The organism is Thiothrix litoralis, assembly GCF_017901135.1.
In the GTDB taxonomy this organism is placed as follows: domain Bacteria; phylum Pseudomonadota; class Gammaproteobacteria; order Thiotrichales; family Thiotrichaceae; genus Thiothrix; species Thiothrix litoralis.
In genome coordinates, this window is sequence record NZ_CP072801.1 from 2,574,376 (window position 1) to 2,593,147 (window position 18,772).

Sequence of the window (18,772 nt, forward strand, 5' to 3'; positions counted from 1 at the left end):
CACACCCCGATGCATGATATTCAAATGAAAACCTTGAATATCTGCATCCAGTCCACCAGCAAAGCTTTGGACACCTTCGGCTCCACCCTGCAACAACTCGAAGCAGGCCAGCCCATCACGCCCCATTTCAGCATCGGCTTTGAGCGCACTATCTGACCTTACTGCCCAACACAGCTTCGATTACCCAAGCGCACGGCAGGATGGCGAGCGCTGGCCATTGAGGTCAAAAGCGGGCGTAACAAAGGTGTTTTAACCGGGCTGGAAACTTTTGCCGGAACATTTCCGAATGTGATTAAACCAACACCTCAGTTTTCCACCCTTCCACCGTCTTCGCCTCACTGCTAAAGTTAATGCCGACCAACACTTTCGGGCGTGGGTCGGCGCGATACTTTTCCGCGTAACGATTCGCGCACTTCGCTATTGGGGTAGTCGAGGGTATACAACCCGAATTCCTGCTTGGCTTTAATGGTCAGGTAGCCCGCCTGGAACAGGATCGGAATCGCTTGCAAATACTCAATATCGTAGCTGGAAAAGGTGCGTTCATGCACGGTGAGGCTATCCAGCTTATACAGATTTTGTTCGCGCAACAGTTTGAGCAAGAAAGTCGGCGTGCCGGTTTCAAACCAGAAATTGCGAAAATCGCCCGCACGGAAGAAATTGAGGATGGAGAAGGGGTTATACACCCGTGTGCGCCCATCCCAACTGTAGCCGTTGTACCATTCGCGCATTTTTTCGAGCAATACGGGGCGCTCAAGCCCCAGATTTTCACCGACTTCCTGCATGTAGGGGGAAAAATAATGCTCCAGTTCCGTTTGGGTGTAGCCCGTCAAGGCGACGGCTTCCCGTGCAAAGGTCAGGTCAAACAGGTGGTTCAGGTCAGAAAAGATCGACACTTTACTGAATTTGGACACGCCCGTGATCAGCAGGAATTGTAAGTAAGGGTCGCAGTCCTTAATCACCGAGTAAAAGGTTTTCATCACCTGCTGGTTGGCTCTCGCCAGCGGAATGTCGTCGAGGTAATCAATCAACGGCTTATCGTATTCGTCGATCAGCACCACCACTTTGCCGTCGCGCTGAGCCAATTGTTGTATCAACTCCTCGAACATGACGGCAATACTCACCTGTTGGCTGTAAGTCACGCCGAAGTACTTGCCTTGTGACATCAGTTCTTGACGGATAGCTTGTTCCAACCCCAACTCACGGTAGCCGATGCTGCTGAAGGATAGGTGGATGACAGGGTGTATCTGGCACCAATCCCATTGGTCTTCGATCCACAACCCTTTGAATAGCTCGCGTTTGCCCTCGAAAATGGCGCGGAGGGTGGAAAGTGTCAGCGATTTTCCAAAACGACGCGGGCGTGATAGAAAATAGTACTTGCCGGTATTGATCAACCGATGGATTGGTTGGGTTTTATCCACGTACAGCATGTTGCGGGTACGTAACTCGCTGAAACTCTGGATACCGATGGGTAGGTTGAGTAAATTTTCCATGCCGTCAAGCCTGTCTAAAGTGGATGCTCCCAGTATAGCATCAGACAAGCTTGCCAAACTCGCCAAACCCAGCCCCTGCCATTACACTGCGTTTTTTGCTGACACCACAACAAGGGGAACACATGACCACCTATTTCATCTCGCGCCACCCCGGCGCGGTCGCTTGGGCAGAATCGGAAGGCTTCCACGTTGATGAGCGGCTGGCGCATTTCGATGTGGACATCGTGCAGCCGGGCGACCGGGTACTCGGCACGCTGCCGATCAATCTGGTGGCGGAAGTGAATGCACGCGGCGGGGACTATTTCCACCTGACGCTGGAGCTGCCAGCGGATGCGCGGGGCAAGGAGCTGACAGCGGAAAATATGCGCACCTACGAGGCGCGGCTGGAAGGCTATTCGGCACAGAAAAACTAAACCAACACTACAGGGCTTTTTATGCACATTCACATCTGTCTGGTATCAGCACAATTGCTGGCGAACTACATCCCCATCCGCATGGACAAGCCGGATCAAGTGCATCTGGTCAGTTCTGCTGAAATGCAGCGTAACGGCATGACCGCACGTTTTCAGCGCATGTTGCAGGCACAGCAAATTGAAACCATCATCCACCCCGACATGCCAGATTCTTTCATCGCTGCTATCCACGAGTACGCGCTGGAATTGCAGGAAACCATTAAGGCAACCGCTACCGATGCCCAGATCACCCTGAACATTACGGGCGGCAACAAGCTGATGATGTTGGGAATGCTGGAAATTTTCCGCCCCGACGTGCAGCGCATTATCTACACCGACACCGCCAATAATGTGATCGAATGCTTACACGACAATACCAATGAGCCGCTGGAAGCGGTGCTGGCGATTCCCGAATACTTGCTGGCTTATGGGGCAACCTATCGCAAAGCTGCCTCTGATGATCAGGCATGGCAAATTCGCATTGGGCAACGTAAGCCTTCCACCAAATATCTGGCCTTACATGCTCAGGAGTTGGCGGGCTTGATTGGCACTTTGAATTTCCTCGCCAACAATGCTTTGTCTGACAATGGCGAAGTGTTAGTAACACCACAACAGCAACTAAATGACCACCCCGGCGGGCAATGGCGCGAGGCTTTGCGTAAGCTGGCAGAAACGCAGGTATTCGCTTGGGATGGCAGCAAAACCATCACCTTTGGCGATGCAGAATCTGCCCGCTATGTCGGTGGCATCTGGCTGGAAGAATATGTTTACCACATTGCCCGCGATGCCCAGCCGGATGATGTGCGCACCAGCGTCGAAATCACTTGGGACAACAGTAAAAATACCCGCAACGAGCTGGACGTGCTCATTACCCACAACAATCGCATGTTAGTGATCGAATGCAAAACCTTGCGTTTGGGGCGCGATTTTCAAAAGGATAGCGACATCCTTTACAAAATCGACAGTCTAGGTGCTGACCTTAAAGGCTTGTTTGGTCAAACATGGCTAATCAGTGCGCGTGAACCCACGAGTGACATGCTGGATCGCGCTAGTGACCGCAGTATCCGCATTCTGAGCCCTTCACAGATCAAAGGCTTACGCCAGGAAATCCTCCGCTGGATGATACCCGCCTGACAAGCTTGTCATCACTGCATTCCCCCGTCATTTGCGGCATGATCCCCCCATAACAACGGCCAATAGGGGGCATCATGCAAGCACTACTCACTCTCATCAACACCATCCTCGACCCGATCGGCATCGTGCTCGGGCTGGTGCTGACCATCCCGGTATTCTGGACGTGGTATCAGGTGGTATGGGGCAACCACCGCCGTTACCGCCAATACCTGCGAGCCATCCGCAATGCGCCGGGTAATCGCCCTGCCATCCTCATCATCGACTTGCTAGCGGGCAAAAACATCCGTGCGGCGGTGGAAAACTACTGCCAACAACGTGAGGGGCTGCGTGATATTCCCCGCGAACGCATTTTCTACCTGCAACGCGATGGCGTCGGGGTTTACCAACTGGATACCTTCAAAGCCGATGTGCGCAAACTGGCGGGGGAAATGTACGCGCAAGGCATTGACCGTATCCACTATTTCCACGCAGGCCCCAGTATGGCAGCCGCAATGGTGGGCGCGGAACTCGGCAACGGTTGCCCTGTGCTGTTGTATCACCACGAAGGCGATGGCTACCACAACTTCGGCTTATTGAAGCTGCCCGCTGCACCGGCTTATAGCGGGGTGGAACATGCCTGAAGCTGCCCGCGTGTTGTACCTTGCGGCCTATGATGTGAGCGATGCCGGGCGCTTGCGGGCTGCGCTGCATTGCGTGCGGGCGTATGCCACAGGTGGGCAAAAATCGGTGCATGAAGTCTGGCTAACCGATGCGGAAAAGGGTGAGTTGATTGGCGACATGAGCTTCATCTTGGATGAGGATGACGACAGTTTCATGTTGATCCGCCTCGACCCGCGTCAGACCGTGCATACGCTGGGATTGGGGATAGCGCCGATTGACCCGGACTGGTTTTATTTGGGGTGAAGAAAATCCTCCCCCAACCCCTCCTTTTGCAAAGGAGGGGTGCAAGAAATGGGCACTTTCCGGCCTCCCCCTTTGAAAAAGGGGGACTGAGGGGGATTTTCTTAACGGAGAGGGATTATGACAACTTTATACATTGACCATAAAAACGCCACGCTGGAAGTGGAAGGCGCAACGCTGGTCGCGCGTCTCGGCGACAGACGCCAACGGCCGGTGCCACTCGCCTTGCTGGAGCGGGTGGTGTGCCTGACCAATGTGCAACTGGATACCACCGTGTTGGGGACATTGGCTGAAAACGGGATTGCCTTCAGCATTGCCAGTCAGCGCAAGCCGCAGCGCCGCGCAGTATTGTTGGGAAGTGGGCATAACGATGCCAGCATTCGATTGTTGCATTACCGGCTGGCGCAAAACCCTGACTGGCGTTTGGCGTTTACCCGGCAGTTATTGGCGGCGAAGTTTGCGGCGCATTCGCGCTTGCTGGGTGACATGCTGACTGATCGACCTGACCAGCGCAAAGCCATTACTGACGCGCAACAGCAGCTTGCGGCACAACAGGCTAATTTGCCGACGGCGGCTGGGTTGGCATCACTGCTGGGGATGGAAGGCGCGGCGGCACGGGCGGTGTTTGGTGCATTCGGGGCGGTGTTACCGGCTGCATTGGGGTTTGCTGGGCGTAAACGTCGCCCGCCGCCTGACCCGGTGAATGCTACGTTGTCGCTGGCTTACACAATGTTGCATAACCGCGCGGTGCAGATTATCCATGCACATGGTCTGGAACCGTTACTGGGCTTTTACCATGAAACCAGCTTCGGGCGAGAATCGCTGGCGTCGGACTTGATTGAGGTGTGGAGACCGCACATTGATGCATGGGTGTGGGAAAGTTTCCGCAGCCAGACCTTGCGGGTGGGGCATTTCAAGACGGATACGAACGGCTGTTTTCTCGATAAATCGGGGCGGCAGGTATTTTTTGCGGGTCTGGAAGGTCGCTTACGTCCGCTGAGTCGGGCAATGCGTTGGCAGGTGCGCGGCTTGGTGCAGGCGATGCGCGAGTGGGAAGTAACAGAGGTGGCGGTATGAATGCAGCACGTAAACCCTTGTATCTGGATGTGGCGCAGGCCAATGAAGTGGAGCTGGAAGCAGTGGCGTTGCGGGTGAAAGCGCATGAGCGGGCGGATAGCTTTTACCCGTTACGGCGCATTTCGCGTGTGGTGGTAACAGGCAAGGTGGAATGGCAAACTGCGGCGTTATTGGCGTGTCTGGAATACGGGATTCCGGTCGCGTTTCGAGGGCGCGATGGAGTGTTGGTCGGGCATTGCTTGTCAGATCGCAGCAGCCAAACGTCGCTGGAAACCTTGTTACACGCGGCGGCAGACTCACCAGAGGGCGACAGGCTTTACCATAACTGGCGGGTGCATGAAGAAATGCGGTGGGTAAAACGTATGGAGCGGGCATGTCAGCTTACCTTGCAAGGCTCGGTGGCGCATAGCGTGTTGCCGCAGGTAGAACCTTTGGTGCAAGCACGGTTGCCGTGCCGTTTCGGGCAGTTTGCCGGGCAGTTGCAAGCGCCGATTGCCAGCCATGTGGTGGAAGTGCTGGCGGCGTATGGTTTCAGCGATAATATCCAGTTGCCGTTGACGCGACGGGTGCATTTGTCGCGGGAAATGGAAAAGCTATTATTGCTGGAGGCGTATTGGCTGGTGGTGCGTGGCGAAGTACCCCACCTGTTTGCTGACAGGGGTTTGCGTTACAGCGTGGTACATTTTTACGAAAGTCATCAGGGGCATTTTGAGGAGCGGGCGCGGATTGCGTTAAACCGTTTGTGGCGCACCTTGAAACACGAGGAGGCTGACTGATGGCACATCGGCGTTTGCCGCATATTATTGCGTATGATATTGCCAACCCCAAGCGGCTGGGGCGGGTACACCGTTACCTGAAAAAAATTGCGTTACCGTTGCAGTATTCGGTGTTTTTGGTGGAGCTGGATGCGGAACGGCGCGAGAAGGTGCTGAAGCATTTGCGTACCTTGATCCACCCCAAGCAAGATGATATTCGGGTTTATCCGTTGCCGAATGAGCCGGAATGGGTGAAGTTGGGCAAGGCATTGTGGGATGATGGGCTGCTATTGACCGGGGCGAAGTTGCCTGCTGAAGTGCGCTATAATCGGGATACGTTGTAGAAGGAAGAGGTATGAATATGCTGGCAGCAAAAGTGACCCCGGAAAATTCGGCGTAAGATCAACCGCTGCTGACGCTGTTTTATGAGTTGGAACAAACCCTTACGCTGCCTTGCCCTGATAGCACGCTGACACTGGCGGAAATTTACGAGGGGATTGATTTCAGCCAATCTGCTGAATAATCCTTCCATCCGCAGCTAAATAGCAGTAGAATCAATCCATTAACACGAAAAACCAAGTCGTGTAGCCTCTTTAAAAATCCAGATTGTATAATTTTTTCTCAAGGCAACTTTTTATACAGCCCATTTCCTGCTAAGGGTCTCTGTAACCCACTGATTCAAAAGGCTGATTAGACACGAGCCCTCTGAAGACCGCCCTGATTTAAAAGGGATTAAGACCCATCCCAAAGCCTTTTGCAGCGCAAGTTTGGCTCTGAAGACCGCCCTGATTTAAAAGGGATTAAGACAGCCTTGATAAACCCGCTTACACCTCTGAAAGCTCTGAAGACCGCCCTGATTTAAAAGGGATTAAGACTGTCAGGCAAATCTGACCATTCCATTTCATCACTCTGAAGACCGCCCTGATTTAAAAGGGATTAAGACCGTCCAGCATGAACACATCATCGTCGTGGTGAATGCTCTGAAGACCGCCCTGATTTAAAAGGGATTAAGACGTAGCGTGGCATGGTCTAGTCCCCATTGTGGTTCTCTGAAGACCGCCCTGATTTAAAAGGGATTAAGACACGGCGCAATAGCCGTTACGTGGTGACACCTCCTCTGAAGACCGCCCTGATTTAAAAGGGATTAAGACGCATCGCGTGTCTCATAATAGAAGTCTTCACACTCTGAAGACCGCCCTGATTTAAAAGGGATTAAGACCTTGCAACTTGCGCTCTTCCCACTCATCTAGAATCCTCTGAAGACCGCCCTGATTTAAAAGGGATTAAGACGTGTGCTGATGCTGACATTCTTGCCTGATTTACCTCTGAAGACCGCCCTGATTTAAAAGAGTATCGTGTTGAGGTCAACAAAAAATCCATAGGGATTTTTTATTAACCCCGCTATTTAAATACGCTACATCGTTGGTGAAAACGCCTGCTGGTTCTTCAGCACACCAAAACAGATATGCACCAGTTTACGCATGGCAGCGGTCATCGCTGCCCGTTGATGCTTCTTTTGATCCAGCAATTTGCCATAAAACTGTTGAACAACCGGGTTGTGGGTAATCGCAGCTACCGGCGCGGGCGCAGTGTGCAGATGGCGTTGCCGCAACGCTAGACTTACCCTATGATTAAAGCTCAAGTAGCGATAGGGGCAATACCATGCTAACAGTCAAAATGACGACTGAAAATTCGGCTTATATCACCGAGGCAGCATACTTGGAGGGTGAGAAACTCGCGGAAGAGCGCCATGAGTATGTGGATGGTGTGTTGTACGCGATGGCGGGGGCTTCGTTGCGGCATAATCGTATTGCGTTGAATATTGTGCGGGCTTTGCCGTTGCAGCGTGAAGATGGCACACCGTGTGATGCTTATACTTCCGATGTGAAAGTCAGGGCGCGGCGGCACAAAGCCTTTTATTACCCTGATGTGGTGTTAAGCTGCGAACCGGATAATATGGATGACTGTTATGTGGAGAAGCCGTGTTTAATTGTGGAGGTGACTTCAAAATCAACGGACTGGAAAGATCGCAGTGAAAAGTTGTTGGCTTACCAAGCCTTAGAATCCTTGCAGGCGTATCTCATCATTGTGCAAGATAAGCCACATGTGACCTTCTATTATCGGGAAGTGGATGGCGCATGGTGGGTGAGTGCTTATGATGCGTTGGATCAGGTGATTATGTTGCCTTGTATCGACACGCCATTGTCACTGGCTAATATTTACAAAGGTATTGATTTTACGCAACCCGCTGAACCTGAGGCGTAATCATTGCTAAAATTTATAGCGCCATCAGCTCTTATCCGTTACAATAGGCGTATACAGGTACTCGGTTACTTGCCGTTATTTCACAACTGACTTGCTTACATTTGCTGAAAAACCAGTCTAATTGTATTCATTCTACGAGCCTGAAAATGCTAACTTTGAAATACCAATTTGATGTCAAAATTCATACACCGCAAGTTGTTGAAACCAAAGCGTTTCCGACGAACGGCGGGGTTTGAATACCGCCCTGATTTAAAAGGGATTAAGACAGTGCAGCACGTGCCGCTGTGTCGATTTTCAAACGTTTGAATACCGCCCTGATTTAAAAGGGATTAAGACTCCCTGCTTCGCGCATACGAATAGAAGCTTCTTCGTGTTTGAATACCGCCCTGATTTAAAAGGGATTAAGACCGTACACGTAGATGCCGATCTGCCAATAGCCTTCGGTTTGAATACCGCCCTGATTTAAAAGGGATTAAGACTTGTAGTCTTCCACTTACCCTGAATCATATCGACCGTTTGAATACCGCCCTGATTTAAAAGGGATTAAGACGTTTCCCACTGTACCAAAACCTAACTTACTGTGTTTGAATACCGCCCTGATTTAAAAGGGATTAAGACCGCTTCATCGGTCATTGTGTTAGCAGTGTTGTTAGTTTGAATACCGCCCTGATTTAAAAGGGATTAAGACATTTTATAGGTTGCTAATTTCTTAGCAACCTATGTTTGAATACCGCCCTGATTTAAAAGGGATTAAGACGAAACTGGGTGACCCACTCCCAACCCTGAAACGTTTGAATACCGCCCTGATTTAAAAGGGATTAAGACCAACTATATATCGCTGTATAAAAAATCAAGAGCGGTTTGAATACCGCCCTGATTTAAAAGGGATTAAGACGGTATTGACCTGCCAACTCCAGCAGTTCCGGGTCGTGTTTGAATACCGCCCTGATTTAAAAGGGATTAAGACCCCAATAGAACGAGGACATTACTACAATACGACGTTTGAATACCGCCCTGATTTAAAAGGGATTAAGACGACAAACAGTAGAGGTATCATAAACCCCACCCAGTTTGAATACCGCCCTGATTTAAAAGGGATTAAGACAGGCGCAGTTGAACTTGATACCGCCCTGATTTAATTGTCTGAACCTTGATTTCCATGATTAAAGAATTAGTGTGATGAAAGAGGACAACCCGCATCCGATTAATCACAGTCATCCTATGAATCACAGTTCAGACAATCCCCGAAGAAACCCCTCCTAACCTCCCCTTATCAGGGGAGGAACAAGACACGCAGTCCCTTTCTTGCTCCCTTCCCTGATAAGGCGAGGGCTGGGGAGGGGTTTCTTTTGCTGACCTGATTTTCTTCCTCCCCCTATACACCCACCCTCCCCCACTGCTATGATTAGCTCAACTTATTAACAAAAAAATAGCTCGGGGCTTCTGATGGGAATCCGTTTATCCTTCCTGCTCATAGGGGCAATACTCGCAGGCGTCGGCCTGTTTTGGGTGCTAGGCACTGCCATTGCATCGTTTGGCCTCTTCCAAACCTTCGCCAGCATAGTGGTCACAGCCGCACTCGGCCTGTTTTACCGCATGGGCTACAGCGATGGCAAACACGCCTGCTACCTGCACGCCAAGCCCGGCGAAACCACCACACCGCGCCCAAACCAACAGCGCCGCGAACCACAAATCTGAGTACCTAAACACCTGTTTTTATTAATTGCACTGACTGTTACCTTAAATTTGCTGCATTGCATCAAAATTGTTACGCTAGGGGTGAACCCTAAACCTTTCCGATGCGTCCAACTTCGGACAACAGACAGATCAAGATTCAATACAGGTACTCTCTCATGAAAAATTACGTGCTTATTGGCGAAAAATGGAAGCGAGCCATCGTTTTCACCGACGAACGTTACGCCGACCTCTACATTGCGAAAAACTGCCCCGACATTTGCTGCGTAAAATACAGCGCCGCCGACTTTGAAGCGCAATTCGGGCTGAATGCCAAAAAGGTGCTGGAATACGGCCTGAATGACTACAACGCCCAAGTACTGATCACCATCGGCGACTGACGCACCCCTCACACCCCACAAGCTTGTCAAGCTGCCCATTCACCCCCGCAGCACTTATACCCTGATCACTGAGTAACCTAGGGGCTAAGCACCATGCAAGACAACACCATCGAATGCCACAACTGTGGCTCAACCATTGCCATTTCCGAAGTATTGCGCGGGCAAATGCGTCAGGAACTCGCCGTTGAACAGCAACAGGCGATCCGTGCCGCTGCCGCCCGTGCCGAGCAACAAGCGCAGGAACGCCTCCAGCACGAGTTGCAAACCCTGCAACAGCAAGTCACCGACCAGCAAAGCAAAGCCCTGCAAGACATTGCCCTGCTCCAGCAACAACTCAGCAGCAGCCAGCAACACATTGCCGCCGCCAACAGCGCTGGAATTTGAGGATGGCTTGTCATTGGAGCATGACGAATAGGCAAAAAATTGCCCGCTGTAAGAGCGGGCAATAGAGGATTAGTGGGCTGAGTCGCTAGAGAGAGGAGAGGAGGAGGAGTTACACCCCAGCCCACTGCCGATTAAAATCGATAATCCTGAAAACTTAATTAAGCAACTTTAGCTTTTGCAGCGGCTTTTTTAGTTGCATCAACAGCTTTGTCAGCCGCTTCTTTAGTCATTTCAACAACTTCAGCAGAAGCTTTTTCAACAGCAGCAGTGGTTTTTTCAACGGCTTCAGTTGCTGCTTTCTTGCCAGCTTCTACAGCTTGCTCAGCACCAGATTGAGTGTACTTTGCAGCTTCTTCCATGATCGCTGTCAGTTCGTCACGAACAGAAGTCAGCATTTCAGTGGCTTCACGCATGTTAGCAACCCATTTTTCGCCGCAAGTGCGCGTAACTTCTTGCTGCATGGTGCTCAGCTCAGACAGGTCTTTTACTTTGGTAGCTGCTTCAGCATTTTTAGTGCCCATTTCAACACAAGACTTAACCAGTTCAGCTTGCTTGCTGGACAGTGTTTCAAAAGTCTTCATGTTCAGTTCGCCAATTTTCTTGGCAGAAGCCATAGCGCTGTCATTGAATTGTTTTACGATGTTCATCATTTCGTTTTGCATGTCATATCTCCTAGTGCGGTTTTTAAGTTTGGTTTCTTCGTGCGTTTCTGCATTTGATGCAGTGCACAATAACGCGATCTGAAAACACTGTCAATCAGTTTTTTGTTGCGATGCAGCAAAAACGGAATATTTCATCAAATTGTCACCCCCCTTTGTCGCAGGTAGCACTTAAGGCATAATGAAGGCCTCATTTTTGCATGTATTAATGCATCAACTAGCTGGGAAGATCACACATTATGAATACCACCACAGACAAGCCATTCGACGTTGCCAAATTGCAGGAAAATAGCCGCCAGTTCGGCGAACTACTCGGTGAAATCATCAGGGAGCAGGAAGGCGAAGCCGTCTACGCTGCTGTTGAAAAACTGCGCCGTGGCTACATAAGCCTGCGTAAGAGCAACGATGATGCCATCCGCACCGACATGATGAATTTCATCGACGGGCTGGACGTGGATATGTTGGAACAGGTCATCCGCACCTTCAACACCTTCTACATTCTCACCAATATCGTTGAGGAAGATTTCCAGCATCGGGAACGCCGCCGCGAGATTCAAAAACCCGACAGCCAGTTATGGCAAGGCTCGATCCGCCGTAACATACTGGAACTGAAGCAAGAGGGTATGAGTGCGGAAGAGCTGCAATTTCTGCTGGATCAGATGCGCTACACCCCGGTGTTCACCGCGCACCCGACCGAAGCCCGTCGCCGCACCATGATGGAAATCCAGCGCCGCATCTTCCTGGTCATCGACCAACTCGACCTCAATCAAGACCCGGCGGAACGCGAATCCCTGATCCGCCACCTCAAAGCACAAATCCAGCTCATGTGGCGCACCAACGAAGTGCGTACCCGCAAACCCACGGTGGAAGACGAAATCCGTTACGGCCTGTACTACTTCCGCGAATCGCTGTTTGATGCCATTCCGACCATGTACCGCTATTACGAACGCGCCACCCGTATCGCCTACGGTTGGGGTGCGGTCAGCGTTCCCAGCTTTTTGCGCTTCGGCTCGTGGATAGGTGGCGACCGTGACGGCAACCCCTTCGTCACCCCTGCCCTGACCCGCAAAGCCATCCGTATGCAGATGCAACTGGCGCTGGAAGAATACATCAGCCGGGTGAAAGACTTGCGCACCATCCTGTCGCACTCGCTGGAATTCATCACCCCGACGCCCGAATTCACCACTTATTTGCAAGAGGAAGACCAGCGCATCAACCTTGGCGATGTCCTGTTCCACTACGCCCACGAAAGTTTCCAGCAGGAACCTTACCGTCGCCTGCTCAGCCTCATGCACCACAAACTCACTGAAACCCTGAAAACGGTCAATTCACGCCTCAAAAACGAACAAGCCGCCACACTGGCAGCCAATGCTTACACCGATGTGGCCGAATTTATTCAAGAGCTGTACCTGATCCGCGACTCGCTGCGTAGCCACGGCGACCACGTCATTGCCGGGCGCGAACTCAAAGACCTGATTCGCCTCGCGGAAACCTGCGGCTTTGGTTTGTACAAACTCGACATCCGTCAGGAATCCACCATCCACAGCGAAACCGTGGCAGAAGTGCTCAAGCTCTCCGGCTTGTGCCACAACTACCTGGAACTGCCCGAAAGCGAACGTCTGGACATCCTCGCCGAGCTCATCCTGCGCCCGCGCCTGCCGATGCCACACCGCACCAAGCTCAGCGAACGCACCGCCGAAACGCTGGAAATTTTCGACAGTATGCTGGAAATGCGCAACGAAGCGGGTGCTGGCATCTTCGGCACTTACGTCATCTCCATGACCCATCAGGCCAGCCACATCATGGAAGTCATGCTGCTGGCACACATGGCGGGTCTGGTGGGTTACGACGAAAACCGCGAACTGTTCTGCAATATCCAGATTTCGCCGCTGTTTGAAACCATCGAAGACCTCAAACACATCAGCAGCGTGCTCACCAACCTGCTGGAAAATGATGCCTACCGCACCCTGCTGGAAATTTCCGGCAATATGCAGGAAGTCATGCTCGGCTATTCCGACTCGTGCAAAGATGGCGGCATCCTCGCCTCCAACTGGAATTTGTACAACGCCCAGAAAGAAGTCATTGCCCTCACCGACAAATACGGCGTCAAATGCCGCTTGTTCCACGGGCGTGGCGGCACAGTCGGGCGTGGCGGCGGCCCTACCCACGAAGCAATTCTGGCACAACCACCCGACACCGTTCACGGGCAAATCAAATTCACCGAACAAGGTGAAGTCCTCGCAGCCAAATACAGTAACGTGGAAACAGCCGTGTATGAGCTGGGGGTCGGCACTACCGGCCTGCTCAAAGCCAGCATCGGCTTGCTGAAAAAGCGTGGCTCTTACCCGCAAGAATTCCTCAATGCCATGAGCAAAATCGCCGCAACGGGTGAACACAGCTACCGCCAGTTGACCGACTGGACACCGGGCTTGATGGACTATTTCTACGAAGCTACCCCGGTGCAGGAAATTGCCTTGCTGAACATTGGCTCGCGCCCCTCGCACCGCAAGAAAACCGTGCGGGACAAAGGCTCGATCCGCGCGATTCCGTGGGTATTTGGCTGGGCACAATCGCGCCACACCCTGCCCGCTTGGTACGGCATCGGCACGGCACTCAGCACCTTCCGCGCAGCCCACCCGGACAACAGTGCCCTGCTGGAACGTATGTATAACGAATGGCCTGCGTTCCGTTCCCTGCTCAGCAACACCCAAATGGCGCTGTACAAAGGGGAAATGGATACCGCCAGTGAATACGCCGAACTGGCCACCGATCAGGCCAGTGCTCAGGCAATATTTGCCAATATCCGCACCGAATATAACCTCACGGTAGATGAGGTGCTGAAAACAGCGCATCTGGATGCCCTGATGGAAGACACTCCGTTGCTGCAATATTCACTGCAACGCCGTGACCCTTACCTTGACCCGTTGAACCACATCCAGATCACCCTGATCCGGCGGCATCGCCAGTATGTGGAAGAAACCGGCAATACCGACTCGCCGTGGCTGCCAGTCTTGTTACGCACCATCAATGCCATTGCGGCAGGGATGCGCAATACAGGCTAAGCCTAAACCATAAAAAAGGCCGCGAAAGCGGCCTTTTTTAGATGCTTGCCATCTGCTACTTACGGGCTGAAAGATGACCCACAACCACAAGTCGTGGTCGCATTCGGATTACGGATCACGAATTGCGCCCCTTCCAGACCTTCGGTGTAGTCAATTTCTGCACCGACCATGTACTGGAAGCTCATCGGGTCGATCAGCAGCGTCACGCCGCCGTTTTCCACAGCCGTGTCATCTTCGTTCATATTTTCATCAAAGGTGAAGCCGTACTGGAAGCCGGAACAACCGCCACCTTGTACGAATACGCGCAGTTTCAGCGCATCATTGCCTTCATCCTGAATCAGTGCTTTTACCTTAATTGCCGCTGCATCAGTAAAGACCAGCGGGGAAGGAATGGCGGTTTCAACGGTCATGCAAATATCTCCTGCAAAATGATTGTATGATGTGACGTTATCACTGCTTAAGCCACAAGGCAAAAAGCCTTATTCGTCGTCAGTGGAAACCGGTGCTATTAGGGGTGTTGGCGGAGTAGCGAACTTGCCCGTTTCAGGCTTCTGGCGTACCAGCTTACCGTTCACTTCTGCACCAACCGCCATTTCCAGCAAGTTGTAATACACATCACCGCAAATGCGGGCTTTCTCGAACAGCTCGACTTTGCCACACGCGAAAACGTCACCATCAATCATGCCGTTCAGTACCATGCTAGGTACGCGAACTTCCCCTTGAATATGACCGTGTTCACTCAGGATCAGGGTAGCATCATCGCCGTCTGCTGCCAGATTACCTTTAATGACACCTTCCACATGCAAGCCCCCGGAGAAACGTAAGTCACCGTCAATGGTTGTGCCTTTGCCGATCATGGTATCAATCGTCGCGCTACGAATTTTCTGGTCGCCGTGGTTGTGATTGCTACTGCTGCTGGCGGGCATACTACCACCGCTACTTTTGGCGGACTTTCCGAACATGCTTGTTTACTCCTTTGTGGTGGATACGGTTAAATCAGACTTGGTGGCACTGATTTTATTGAAACTAGACCAGTCATAACTCTTGGACAGGCGCTCTGGGATGTCGCCGGAATCAGGGTTCACTTTAACTTTCACGGATTCTGGCACAAAATCCTTGGGGAAAACCAAATTACCTTCCAGACTTTGGTAATGCTTAACATCAAAGGTGCTCAGCACTTTCTCATTGTCCGGAGTAACATCTTTGTGTAACACACTCGCGGCTTTGCCATTCTGTTTGCCGCTGATAGCGATACTGTAACTGCCTTTTACCGCAGTATCGCCGCCTTTGATATTCGCCAATACCAAATGGTACTGGTATAAATGCTTGCCAGTGATTTTCTTACCGTCGCTATCAACTAGGCGCTCTTTGACACCGAAGTATTGCAAGTGCAAACCTTGTTCCAGCCCTTCCGGCGACAGAATCTCTTCGTATAAAGCCAGCTTGCCACGTTCGGTGGTCAGATCAGCCTCAGTGGCAGAAAACTTCCTGGTAAGCTCGGCATTGGCAGCCGTTTGTACATCGGCATCCCGTTTAGTGGAAGCCAGCTTGGCTTCAAGATCGCGGATGGTCGTGGTTTGCTCGGCGATGAGTTTTTCCTGCTCGTTCATTTTACCGCCCAAGGTCACGGCATGAATACCACCTGTGGAGGAAGCCGGGGTCAGGTAACCACTAAAAAAGAACCAACCGACTAGCGCAGTGGACAACAACAAAACACCTAACAACATATACCAGCAGGGATTGCGCTTGTCACTGCCGGTGGGACGTACTTGTACTGTCCCACGATTTTCAAATTTATACTCGAAGCTCATGCGTGCTTACTATCTCTTTTTAGTAATATCAGGGCAATAACCCCGGATGCTGCAACGCTGTGTGTTCTGATAAACCGAGCATCAGGTTCATATTTTGCACTGCTTGCCCCGCTGCACCTTTAACGAGGTTATCAATCACTGAGAGTACCACAACACGGCGGGTATTACCGGGGCGGTGAATCGCCATACGGCACATATTAGCGCCACGCACCGAGCGGGTTTCAGGGTGAGAACCGGCAGGCATCACATCCACAAAGGGTTCGTTGGCATAGCGAGCCGTGTACAGTTGCTGCAAATCAGCTTGTTCTGCGTCAACACTCAGCATAGCGTAGAGTGTAGCGTGAATCCCGCGAATCATAGGCAACAAATGTGGTACAAAAACGGGGCTTATTGCATTTTGCGCGACAATTGAAAGTGTTTGGGCAATTTCTGGCTGATGGCGATGCCCAGCAACCGCATAGGCTTTGAAATTATCGCCCGCTTCTGCCAGCAAGGTGTGGACTTCGGCTTTGCGCCCTGCCCCACTGACCCCGGACTTGGTATCGGCAATAATACCTTCCAGATCAATCAGGCCATTTTCCACCAAGGGCAACAAACCTAAAGTCACAGCGGTCGGGTAACAACCGGGGTTAGCAACCAGGCGGGCATTGCGGATGTGTTCACGGTTTAATTCAGGCAAACCATACACCGCTTCTTCCACCAAGGCGGGGCTGGCGTGTTGCATCCCGTACCATTTTTCCCAGACAGCAATATCCTTGATACGGAAATCAGCGGCGAGATCAATAACTTTAGTACCAGCATCCAGCAAGGTCTGGGTACTTTTCATGGCAACACCGTTGGGGGTTGCAAAAAATACCAGATCACAAGCACTCAGGGCTTCATCAGACGGCGCAGTAAACGCCAGATCAAGATAACCGCGCAGGTTGGGGAACATCGCATCCACCCGGCTACCCGCATGTTCACGGGAAGTCACGCAAATAATCTCAACATCAGGGTGGCTCACCAGCAACCGTAACAGTTCAACGCCGGTATAACCTGTCGCGCCAACAATACCAATCTTCCTTTTCACACGACCCCTTTTTATGTCTGCTGGAAAAATCCCTGTATAATACGCCTTCCTTAACGATTAACAACCTCAGGCACTATGAAACTGGATACGAAAGGAATAGCCATACTGGCATTCATCATTGGCTTGCTGACATTTTTTGTGTTCATGCCCAGCAAGGGCGTGATGCACGTCCCCGAGGCGATGAACGTGCAAACCCTTGACGGCGAAAAACTCAACCTTGGCAGCTTGCAAGGCAAGCCGTATATGCTGACCTTCTGGTCAACGTCCTGCCCCGGCTGCGTGAAAGAAATTCCGGTACTGGAAGCGCTCGACCAAAAGATGCAAAGCAGTGGTTTCCGCATCATTGGCGTCGCCATGCCTTACGATGTCCCCGCTGAAATCAAGGCGATGCGCACGCAAAAAGGCATGACTTATACTGTCGCACACGACCAAAGCGGCGAACTGACCAAACAGTTTGACGTGCGGGTCACACCCACCTCGTTCCTGATCGGCGCTGATGGCAATATTGCTGCCAGAAAAATGGGCGAATGGGATGCGGCGGAACTGGAACAAAAAGTCCGCGACTTAATAAAAGGATAAACCATGTACGAATGGATCAAAGCCATCCACGTTATCTTTATGGTGACGTGGTTTGCAGGCTTGTTTTACCTGCCGCGCTTGTATGTGTACCACGCCATGCCCGAAAACAGCGGCAGTTTTACCCTGTTCAAAATCATGGAACGGCGGCTGTTTGCGATCATGACCATCGGCGCAGGCATTACGCTGGTGTTTGGTTTGATCATGCTGGTGATGAACTGGCAGTATCTATTGGTAGCCAGTCACTGGTTCCACCTCAAACTGCTGCTGATTGTGCTGTTGCTGGGTTATCACCATGCTTGCTACAAGCTGATGGTCAAATTCAGGAGTGATGCCAACACGCACGACCACAAGTGGTATCGCTGGTTTAACGAAGCCCCCAGCGTGCTGCTGATCGTGATCGTGATTCTGGCGATTGTGAAGCCATTTTAAGACCCCCCTCTTGTTCCTCCCCTGATAAGGGGAGGTTAGGAGGGGTTTCTTACTCCAACAACGGCGCTAATTCGTTCAGCGCCCGATGGTAGACCCGACGTTTAAAAAAGACCACTTGGTTGGCGGGCTTCCAATAGTCCACCCATTCCCAATGGTCGAATTCCGGTTTCCCGGTGGCCTCCAAATTGACATCATAGTCGTTGCACAACAAACGCAGCAAAAACCAACGCTGCTTTTGACCGATGCACAACGGCTTCGCACGACGGCGAATCATGTAATGGGGGATGCGGTAGCGCAACCATCCACGAGTTTCCCCGACTATTTGCACTTGGTCGTGCCGCAAACCAACTTCTTCGTACAATTCGCGGAACATGGCATCTGTCGGTGTTTCTCCCCGATCTATTCCTCCCTGTGGAAACTGCCAGGAGTCCTGTCCCAACCGTTTCCCCCAAAACACTTTCCCGTCGCAATTGCAGAGGATGATGCCAACGTTGGCTCTGAATCCTTCCTGATCAATCACGATTCACTCTCCAAAGCTTAACTTTCCCTGATTTTTCCACAACTGTCATGATTCAGCAATTTAACGCTGGCAAAAAGCAGGTACAATCGTCGGTTTTCCGCAAACGGAGCA

Annotated in this window: 23 protein-coding genes and 2 CRISPR repeat arrays; of the genes, 15 read left to right on the plus strand and 8 right to left on the minus strand. The window is 51.6% G+C overall.

The window, feature by feature from the left end; translation table 11 throughout:
* Positions 1 to 24: 24 nt before the first annotated feature.
* Positions 25 to 156: a hypothetical protein gene (locus J9253_RS21170; RefSeq protein WP_266097340.1), complete on the plus strand. Its 132-nt coding sequence runs from the start codon at positions 25 to 27 to the stop codon at positions 154 to 156.
* Positions 157 to 347: 191 nt separating this feature from the next.
* On the opposite strand, the gene J9253_RS12510 is transcribed toward J9253_RS21170, so the two are convergent.
* The gene (locus J9253_RS12510; RefSeq protein WP_210221286.1) at positions 348 to 1,490 is read right to left on the minus strand and encodes an ATP-binding protein; all 1,143 of its coding nucleotides are present in this window, start codon (positions 1,488 to 1,490) and stop codon (positions 348 to 350) included.
* 122 nt (positions 1,491 to 1,612) lie between these two features.
* On the opposite strand from J9253_RS12510, the gene csx16 reads away from it, so the two are divergent.
* From csx16 to cas2, 7 genes are all read left to right on the plus strand, one after another.
* Positions 1,613 to 1,903 carry a CRISPR-associated protein Csx16 gene (csx16, locus tag J9253_RS12515; protein ID WP_210221287.1) on the plus strand — a complete coding sequence of 97 codons (291 nt, stop codon included), beginning with the start codon at positions 1,613 to 1,615 and terminating at the stop codon, positions 1,901 to 1,903.
* A 21-nt stretch (positions 1,904 to 1,924) separates the two neighbouring features.
* On the plus strand, positions 1,925 to 3,076 hold the full coding sequence (locus tag J9253_RS12520) for a Card1-like endonuclease domain-containing protein (RefSeq protein WP_210221288.1): 1,152 nt from the start codon (positions 1,925 to 1,927) through the stop codon (positions 3,074 to 3,076).
* 74 nt (positions 3,077 to 3,150) lie between these two features.
* Positions 3,151 to 3,696 carry a hypothetical protein gene (locus tag J9253_RS12525; RefSeq protein WP_210221289.1) on the plus strand — a complete coding sequence of 182 codons (546 nt, stop codon included), beginning with the start codon at positions 3,151 to 3,153 and terminating at the stop codon, positions 3,694 to 3,696.
* On the plus strand, positions 3,689 to 3,979 hold the full coding sequence (locus J9253_RS12530) for a CRISPR-associated endonuclease Cas2 (protein ID WP_210221290.1): 291 nt from the start codon (positions 3,689 to 3,691) through the stop codon (positions 3,977 to 3,979). The genes J9253_RS12525 and J9253_RS12530 overlap by 8 nt, the downstream gene beginning before the upstream one ends.
* Before the next feature lie 117 nt (positions 3,980 to 4,096).
* On the plus strand, positions 4,097 to 5,053 hold the full coding sequence (gene cas1, locus J9253_RS12535) for a CRISPR-associated endonuclease Cas1 (RefSeq protein WP_210221291.1): 957 nt from the start codon (positions 4,097 to 4,099) through the stop codon (positions 5,051 to 5,053).
* Positions 5,050 to 5,829, plus strand: coding sequence for a CRISPR-associated endonuclease Cas1 (locus tag J9253_RS12540; protein WP_210221292.1), 780 nt, complete (start codon positions 5,050 to 5,052; stop codon positions 5,827 to 5,829). Before cas1 ends, J9253_RS12540 begins: the two co-directional genes overlap by 4 nt.
* Positions 5,829 to 6,152 (plus strand): CRISPR-associated endonuclease Cas2, encoded by a 324-nt coding sequence (gene cas2, locus J9253_RS12545; RefSeq protein ID WP_210221293.1) that lies wholly within the window; start codon positions 5,829 to 5,831, stop codon positions 6,150 to 6,152. The genes J9253_RS12540 and cas2 overlap by 1 nt, the downstream gene beginning before the upstream one ends.
* A gap of 359 nt (positions 6,153 to 6,511) precedes the next feature.
* Positions 6,512 to 7,099: direct repeats of the CRISPR family, unit length 36 nt; unit sequence CTCTGAAGACCGCCCTGATTTAAAAGGGATTAAGAC.
* 123 nt (positions 7,100 to 7,222) lie between these two features.
* Here cas2 and J9253_RS12550 read toward each other — a convergent pair.
* Entirely contained in the window at positions 7,223 to 7,420 is a 198-nt protein-coding gene (locus J9253_RS12550) for a hypothetical protein (protein ID WP_210221294.1), read from the minus strand.
* Positions 7,421 to 7,470: 50 nt separating this feature from the next.
* Here J9253_RS12550 and J9253_RS12555 point away from each other — a divergent pair, with 50 nt between their 5' ends.
* The 4 genes from J9253_RS12555 (at position 7,471) to J9253_RS12570 (ending at position 10,532) form a co-directional block, all read left to right on the plus strand.
* Positions 7,471 to 8,073: a Uma2 family endonuclease gene (locus tag J9253_RS12555; protein WP_228291367.1), complete on the plus strand. Its 603-nt coding sequence runs from the start codon at positions 7,471 to 7,473 to the stop codon at positions 8,071 to 8,073.
* Positions 8,074 to 8,303: 230 nt separating this feature from the next.
* A CRISPR array of direct repeats spans positions 8,304 to 9,178; the repeat unit is 36 nt.
* A 341-nt stretch (positions 9,179 to 9,519) separates the two neighbouring features.
* On the plus strand, positions 9,520 to 9,771 hold the full coding sequence (locus tag J9253_RS12560; RefSeq protein ID WP_210221295.1) for a hypothetical protein: 252 nt from the start codon (positions 9,520 to 9,522) through the stop codon (positions 9,769 to 9,771).
* Between the two features lie 155 nt (positions 9,772 to 9,926).
* Positions 9,927 to 10,148, plus strand: coding sequence for a hypothetical protein (locus tag J9253_RS12565; RefSeq protein ID WP_210221296.1), 222 nt, complete (start codon positions 9,927 to 9,929; stop codon positions 10,146 to 10,148).
* 93 nt (positions 10,149 to 10,241) lie between these two features.
* Positions 10,242 to 10,532: a hypothetical protein gene (locus J9253_RS12570; RefSeq protein ID WP_210221297.1), complete on the plus strand. Its 291-nt coding sequence runs from the start codon at positions 10,242 to 10,244 to the stop codon at positions 10,530 to 10,532.
* A gap of 158 nt (positions 10,533 to 10,690) precedes the next feature.
* On the opposite strand, the gene J9253_RS12575 is transcribed toward J9253_RS12570, so the two are convergent.
* Positions 10,691 to 11,194 carry a phasin family protein gene (locus J9253_RS12575; protein WP_210221298.1) on the minus strand — a complete coding sequence of 168 codons (504 nt, stop codon included), beginning with the start codon at positions 11,192 to 11,194 and terminating at the stop codon, positions 10,691 to 10,693.
* A 236-nt stretch (positions 11,195 to 11,430) separates the two neighbouring features.
* Here J9253_RS12575 and ppc point away from each other — a divergent pair, with 236 nt between their 5' ends.
* Complete coding sequence (ppc, locus tag J9253_RS12580; protein WP_210221299.1) at positions 11,431 to 14,253, plus strand: phosphoenolpyruvate carboxylase; 2,823 nt, start codon at positions 11,431 to 11,433, stop codon at positions 14,251 to 14,253.
* A gap of 59 nt (positions 14,254 to 14,312) precedes the next feature.
* On the opposite strand, the gene erpA is transcribed toward ppc, so the two are convergent.
* The 4 genes from erpA to argC form a co-directional block, all read right to left on the minus strand.
* Entirely contained in the window at positions 14,313 to 14,663 is a 351-nt protein-coding gene (gene erpA / locus J9253_RS12585) for an iron-sulfur cluster insertion protein ErpA (protein WP_210221300.1), read from the minus strand.
* 69 nt (positions 14,664 to 14,732) lie between these two features.
* On the minus strand, positions 14,733 to 15,215 hold the full coding sequence (locus J9253_RS12590) for a bactofilin family protein (RefSeq protein ID WP_210221301.1): 483 nt from the start codon (positions 15,213 to 15,215) through the stop codon (positions 14,733 to 14,735).
* Positions 15,216 to 15,221: 6 nt separating this feature from the next.
* Entirely contained in the window at positions 15,222 to 16,064 is an 843-nt protein-coding gene (locus J9253_RS12595; protein ID WP_210221302.1) for a DUF6776 family protein, read from the minus strand.
* A gap of 28 nt (positions 16,065 to 16,092) precedes the next feature.
* Positions 16,093 to 17,133, minus strand: a complete 1,041-nt coding sequence (gene argC, locus J9253_RS12600; RefSeq protein ID WP_210221303.1) for an N-acetyl-gamma-glutamyl-phosphate reductase — start codon at positions 17,131 to 17,133, stop codon at positions 16,093 to 16,095.
* 75 nt (positions 17,134 to 17,208) lie between these two features.
* On the opposite strand from argC, the gene J9253_RS12605 reads away from it, so the two are divergent.
* Positions 17,209 to 17,712: a TlpA disulfide reductase family protein gene (locus tag J9253_RS12605; protein ID WP_210221304.1), complete on the plus strand. Its 504-nt coding sequence runs from the start codon at positions 17,209 to 17,211 to the stop codon at positions 17,710 to 17,712.
* Between the two features lie 3 nt (positions 17,713 to 17,715).
* Positions 17,716 to 18,141, plus strand: coding sequence for a CopD family protein (locus J9253_RS12610; protein WP_210221305.1), 426 nt, complete (start codon positions 17,716 to 17,718; stop codon positions 18,139 to 18,141).
* A gap of 49 nt (positions 18,142 to 18,190) precedes the next feature.
* On the opposite strand, the gene J9253_RS12615 is transcribed toward J9253_RS12610, so the two are convergent.
* Positions 18,191 to 18,661 (minus strand): RNA pyrophosphohydrolase, encoded by a 471-nt coding sequence (locus J9253_RS12615; RefSeq protein WP_210221306.1) that lies wholly within the window; start codon positions 18,659 to 18,661, stop codon positions 18,191 to 18,193.
* Positions 18,662 to 18,772: the final 111 nt, after the last annotated feature.

Bases quoted from the DNA above. Each gene is read 5' to 3' on its own strand.
- J9253_RS21170 (WP_266097340.1), top strand. From the start codon at position 25: ATGAAAACCTTGAATATCTGCATCCAGTCCACCAGCAAAGCTTTGGAC.
- J9253_RS12510 (WP_210221286.1), bottom strand. From the start codon at position 1,490: ATGGAAAATTTACTCAACCTACCCATCGGTATCCAGAGTTTCAGCGAG.
- csx16 (WP_210221287.1), top strand. From the start codon at position 1,613: ATGACCACCTATTTCATCTCGCGCCACCCCGGCGCGGTCGCTTGGGCA.
- J9253_RS12520 (WP_210221288.1), top strand. From the start codon at position 1,925: ATGCACATTCACATCTGTCTGGTATCAGCACAATTGCTGGCGAACTAC.
- J9253_RS12525 (WP_210221289.1), top strand. From the start codon at position 3,151: ATGCAAGCACTACTCACTCTCATCAACACCATCCTCGACCCGATCGGC.
- J9253_RS12530 (WP_210221290.1), top strand. From the start codon at position 3,689: ATGCCTGAAGCTGCCCGCGTGTTGTACCTTGCGGCCTATGATGTGAGC.
- cas1 (WP_210221291.1), top strand. From the start codon at position 4,097: ATGACAACTTTATACATTGACCATAAAAACGCCACGCTGGAAGTGGAA.
- J9253_RS12540 (WP_210221292.1), top strand. From the start codon at position 5,050: ATGAATGCAGCACGTAAACCCTTGTATCTGGATGTGGCGCAGGCCAAT.
- cas2 (WP_210221293.1), top strand. From the start codon at position 5,829: ATGGCACATCGGCGTTTGCCGCATATTATTGCGTATGATATTGCCAAC.
- J9253_RS12555 (WP_228291367.1), top strand. From the start codon at position 7,471: ATGCTAACAGTCAAAATGACGACTGAAAATTCGGCTTATATCACCGAG.
- J9253_RS12560 (WP_210221295.1), top strand. From the start codon at position 9,520: ATGGGAATCCGTTTATCCTTCCTGCTCATAGGGGCAATACTCGCAGGC.
- J9253_RS12565 (WP_210221296.1), top strand. From the start codon at position 9,927: ATGAAAAATTACGTGCTTATTGGCGAAAAATGGAAGCGAGCCATCGTT.
- J9253_RS12570 (WP_210221297.1), top strand. From the start codon at position 10,242: ATGCAAGACAACACCATCGAATGCCACAACTGTGGCTCAACCATTGCC.
- J9253_RS12575 (WP_210221298.1), bottom strand. From the start codon at position 11,194: ATGCAAAACGAAATGATGAACATCGTAAAACAATTCAATGACAGCGCT.
- ppc (WP_210221299.1), top strand. From the start codon at position 11,431: ATGAATACCACCACAGACAAGCCATTCGACGTTGCCAAATTGCAGGAA.
- erpA (WP_210221300.1), bottom strand. From the start codon at position 14,663: ATGACCGTTGAAACCGCCATTCCTTCCCCGCTGGTCTTTACTGATGCA.
- J9253_RS12590 (WP_210221301.1), bottom strand. From the start codon at position 15,215: ATGTTCGGAAAGTCCGCCAAAAGTAGCGGTGGTAGTATGCCCGCCAGC.
- J9253_RS12595 (WP_210221302.1), bottom strand. From the start codon at position 16,064: ATGAGCTTCGAGTATAAATTTGAAAATCGTGGGACAGTACAAGTACGT.
- J9253_RS12605 (WP_210221304.1), top strand. From the start codon at position 17,209: ATGAAACTGGATACGAAAGGAATAGCCATACTGGCATTCATCATTGGC.
- J9253_RS12610 (WP_210221305.1), top strand. From the start codon at position 17,716: ATGTACGAATGGATCAAAGCCATCCACGTTATCTTTATGGTGACGTGG.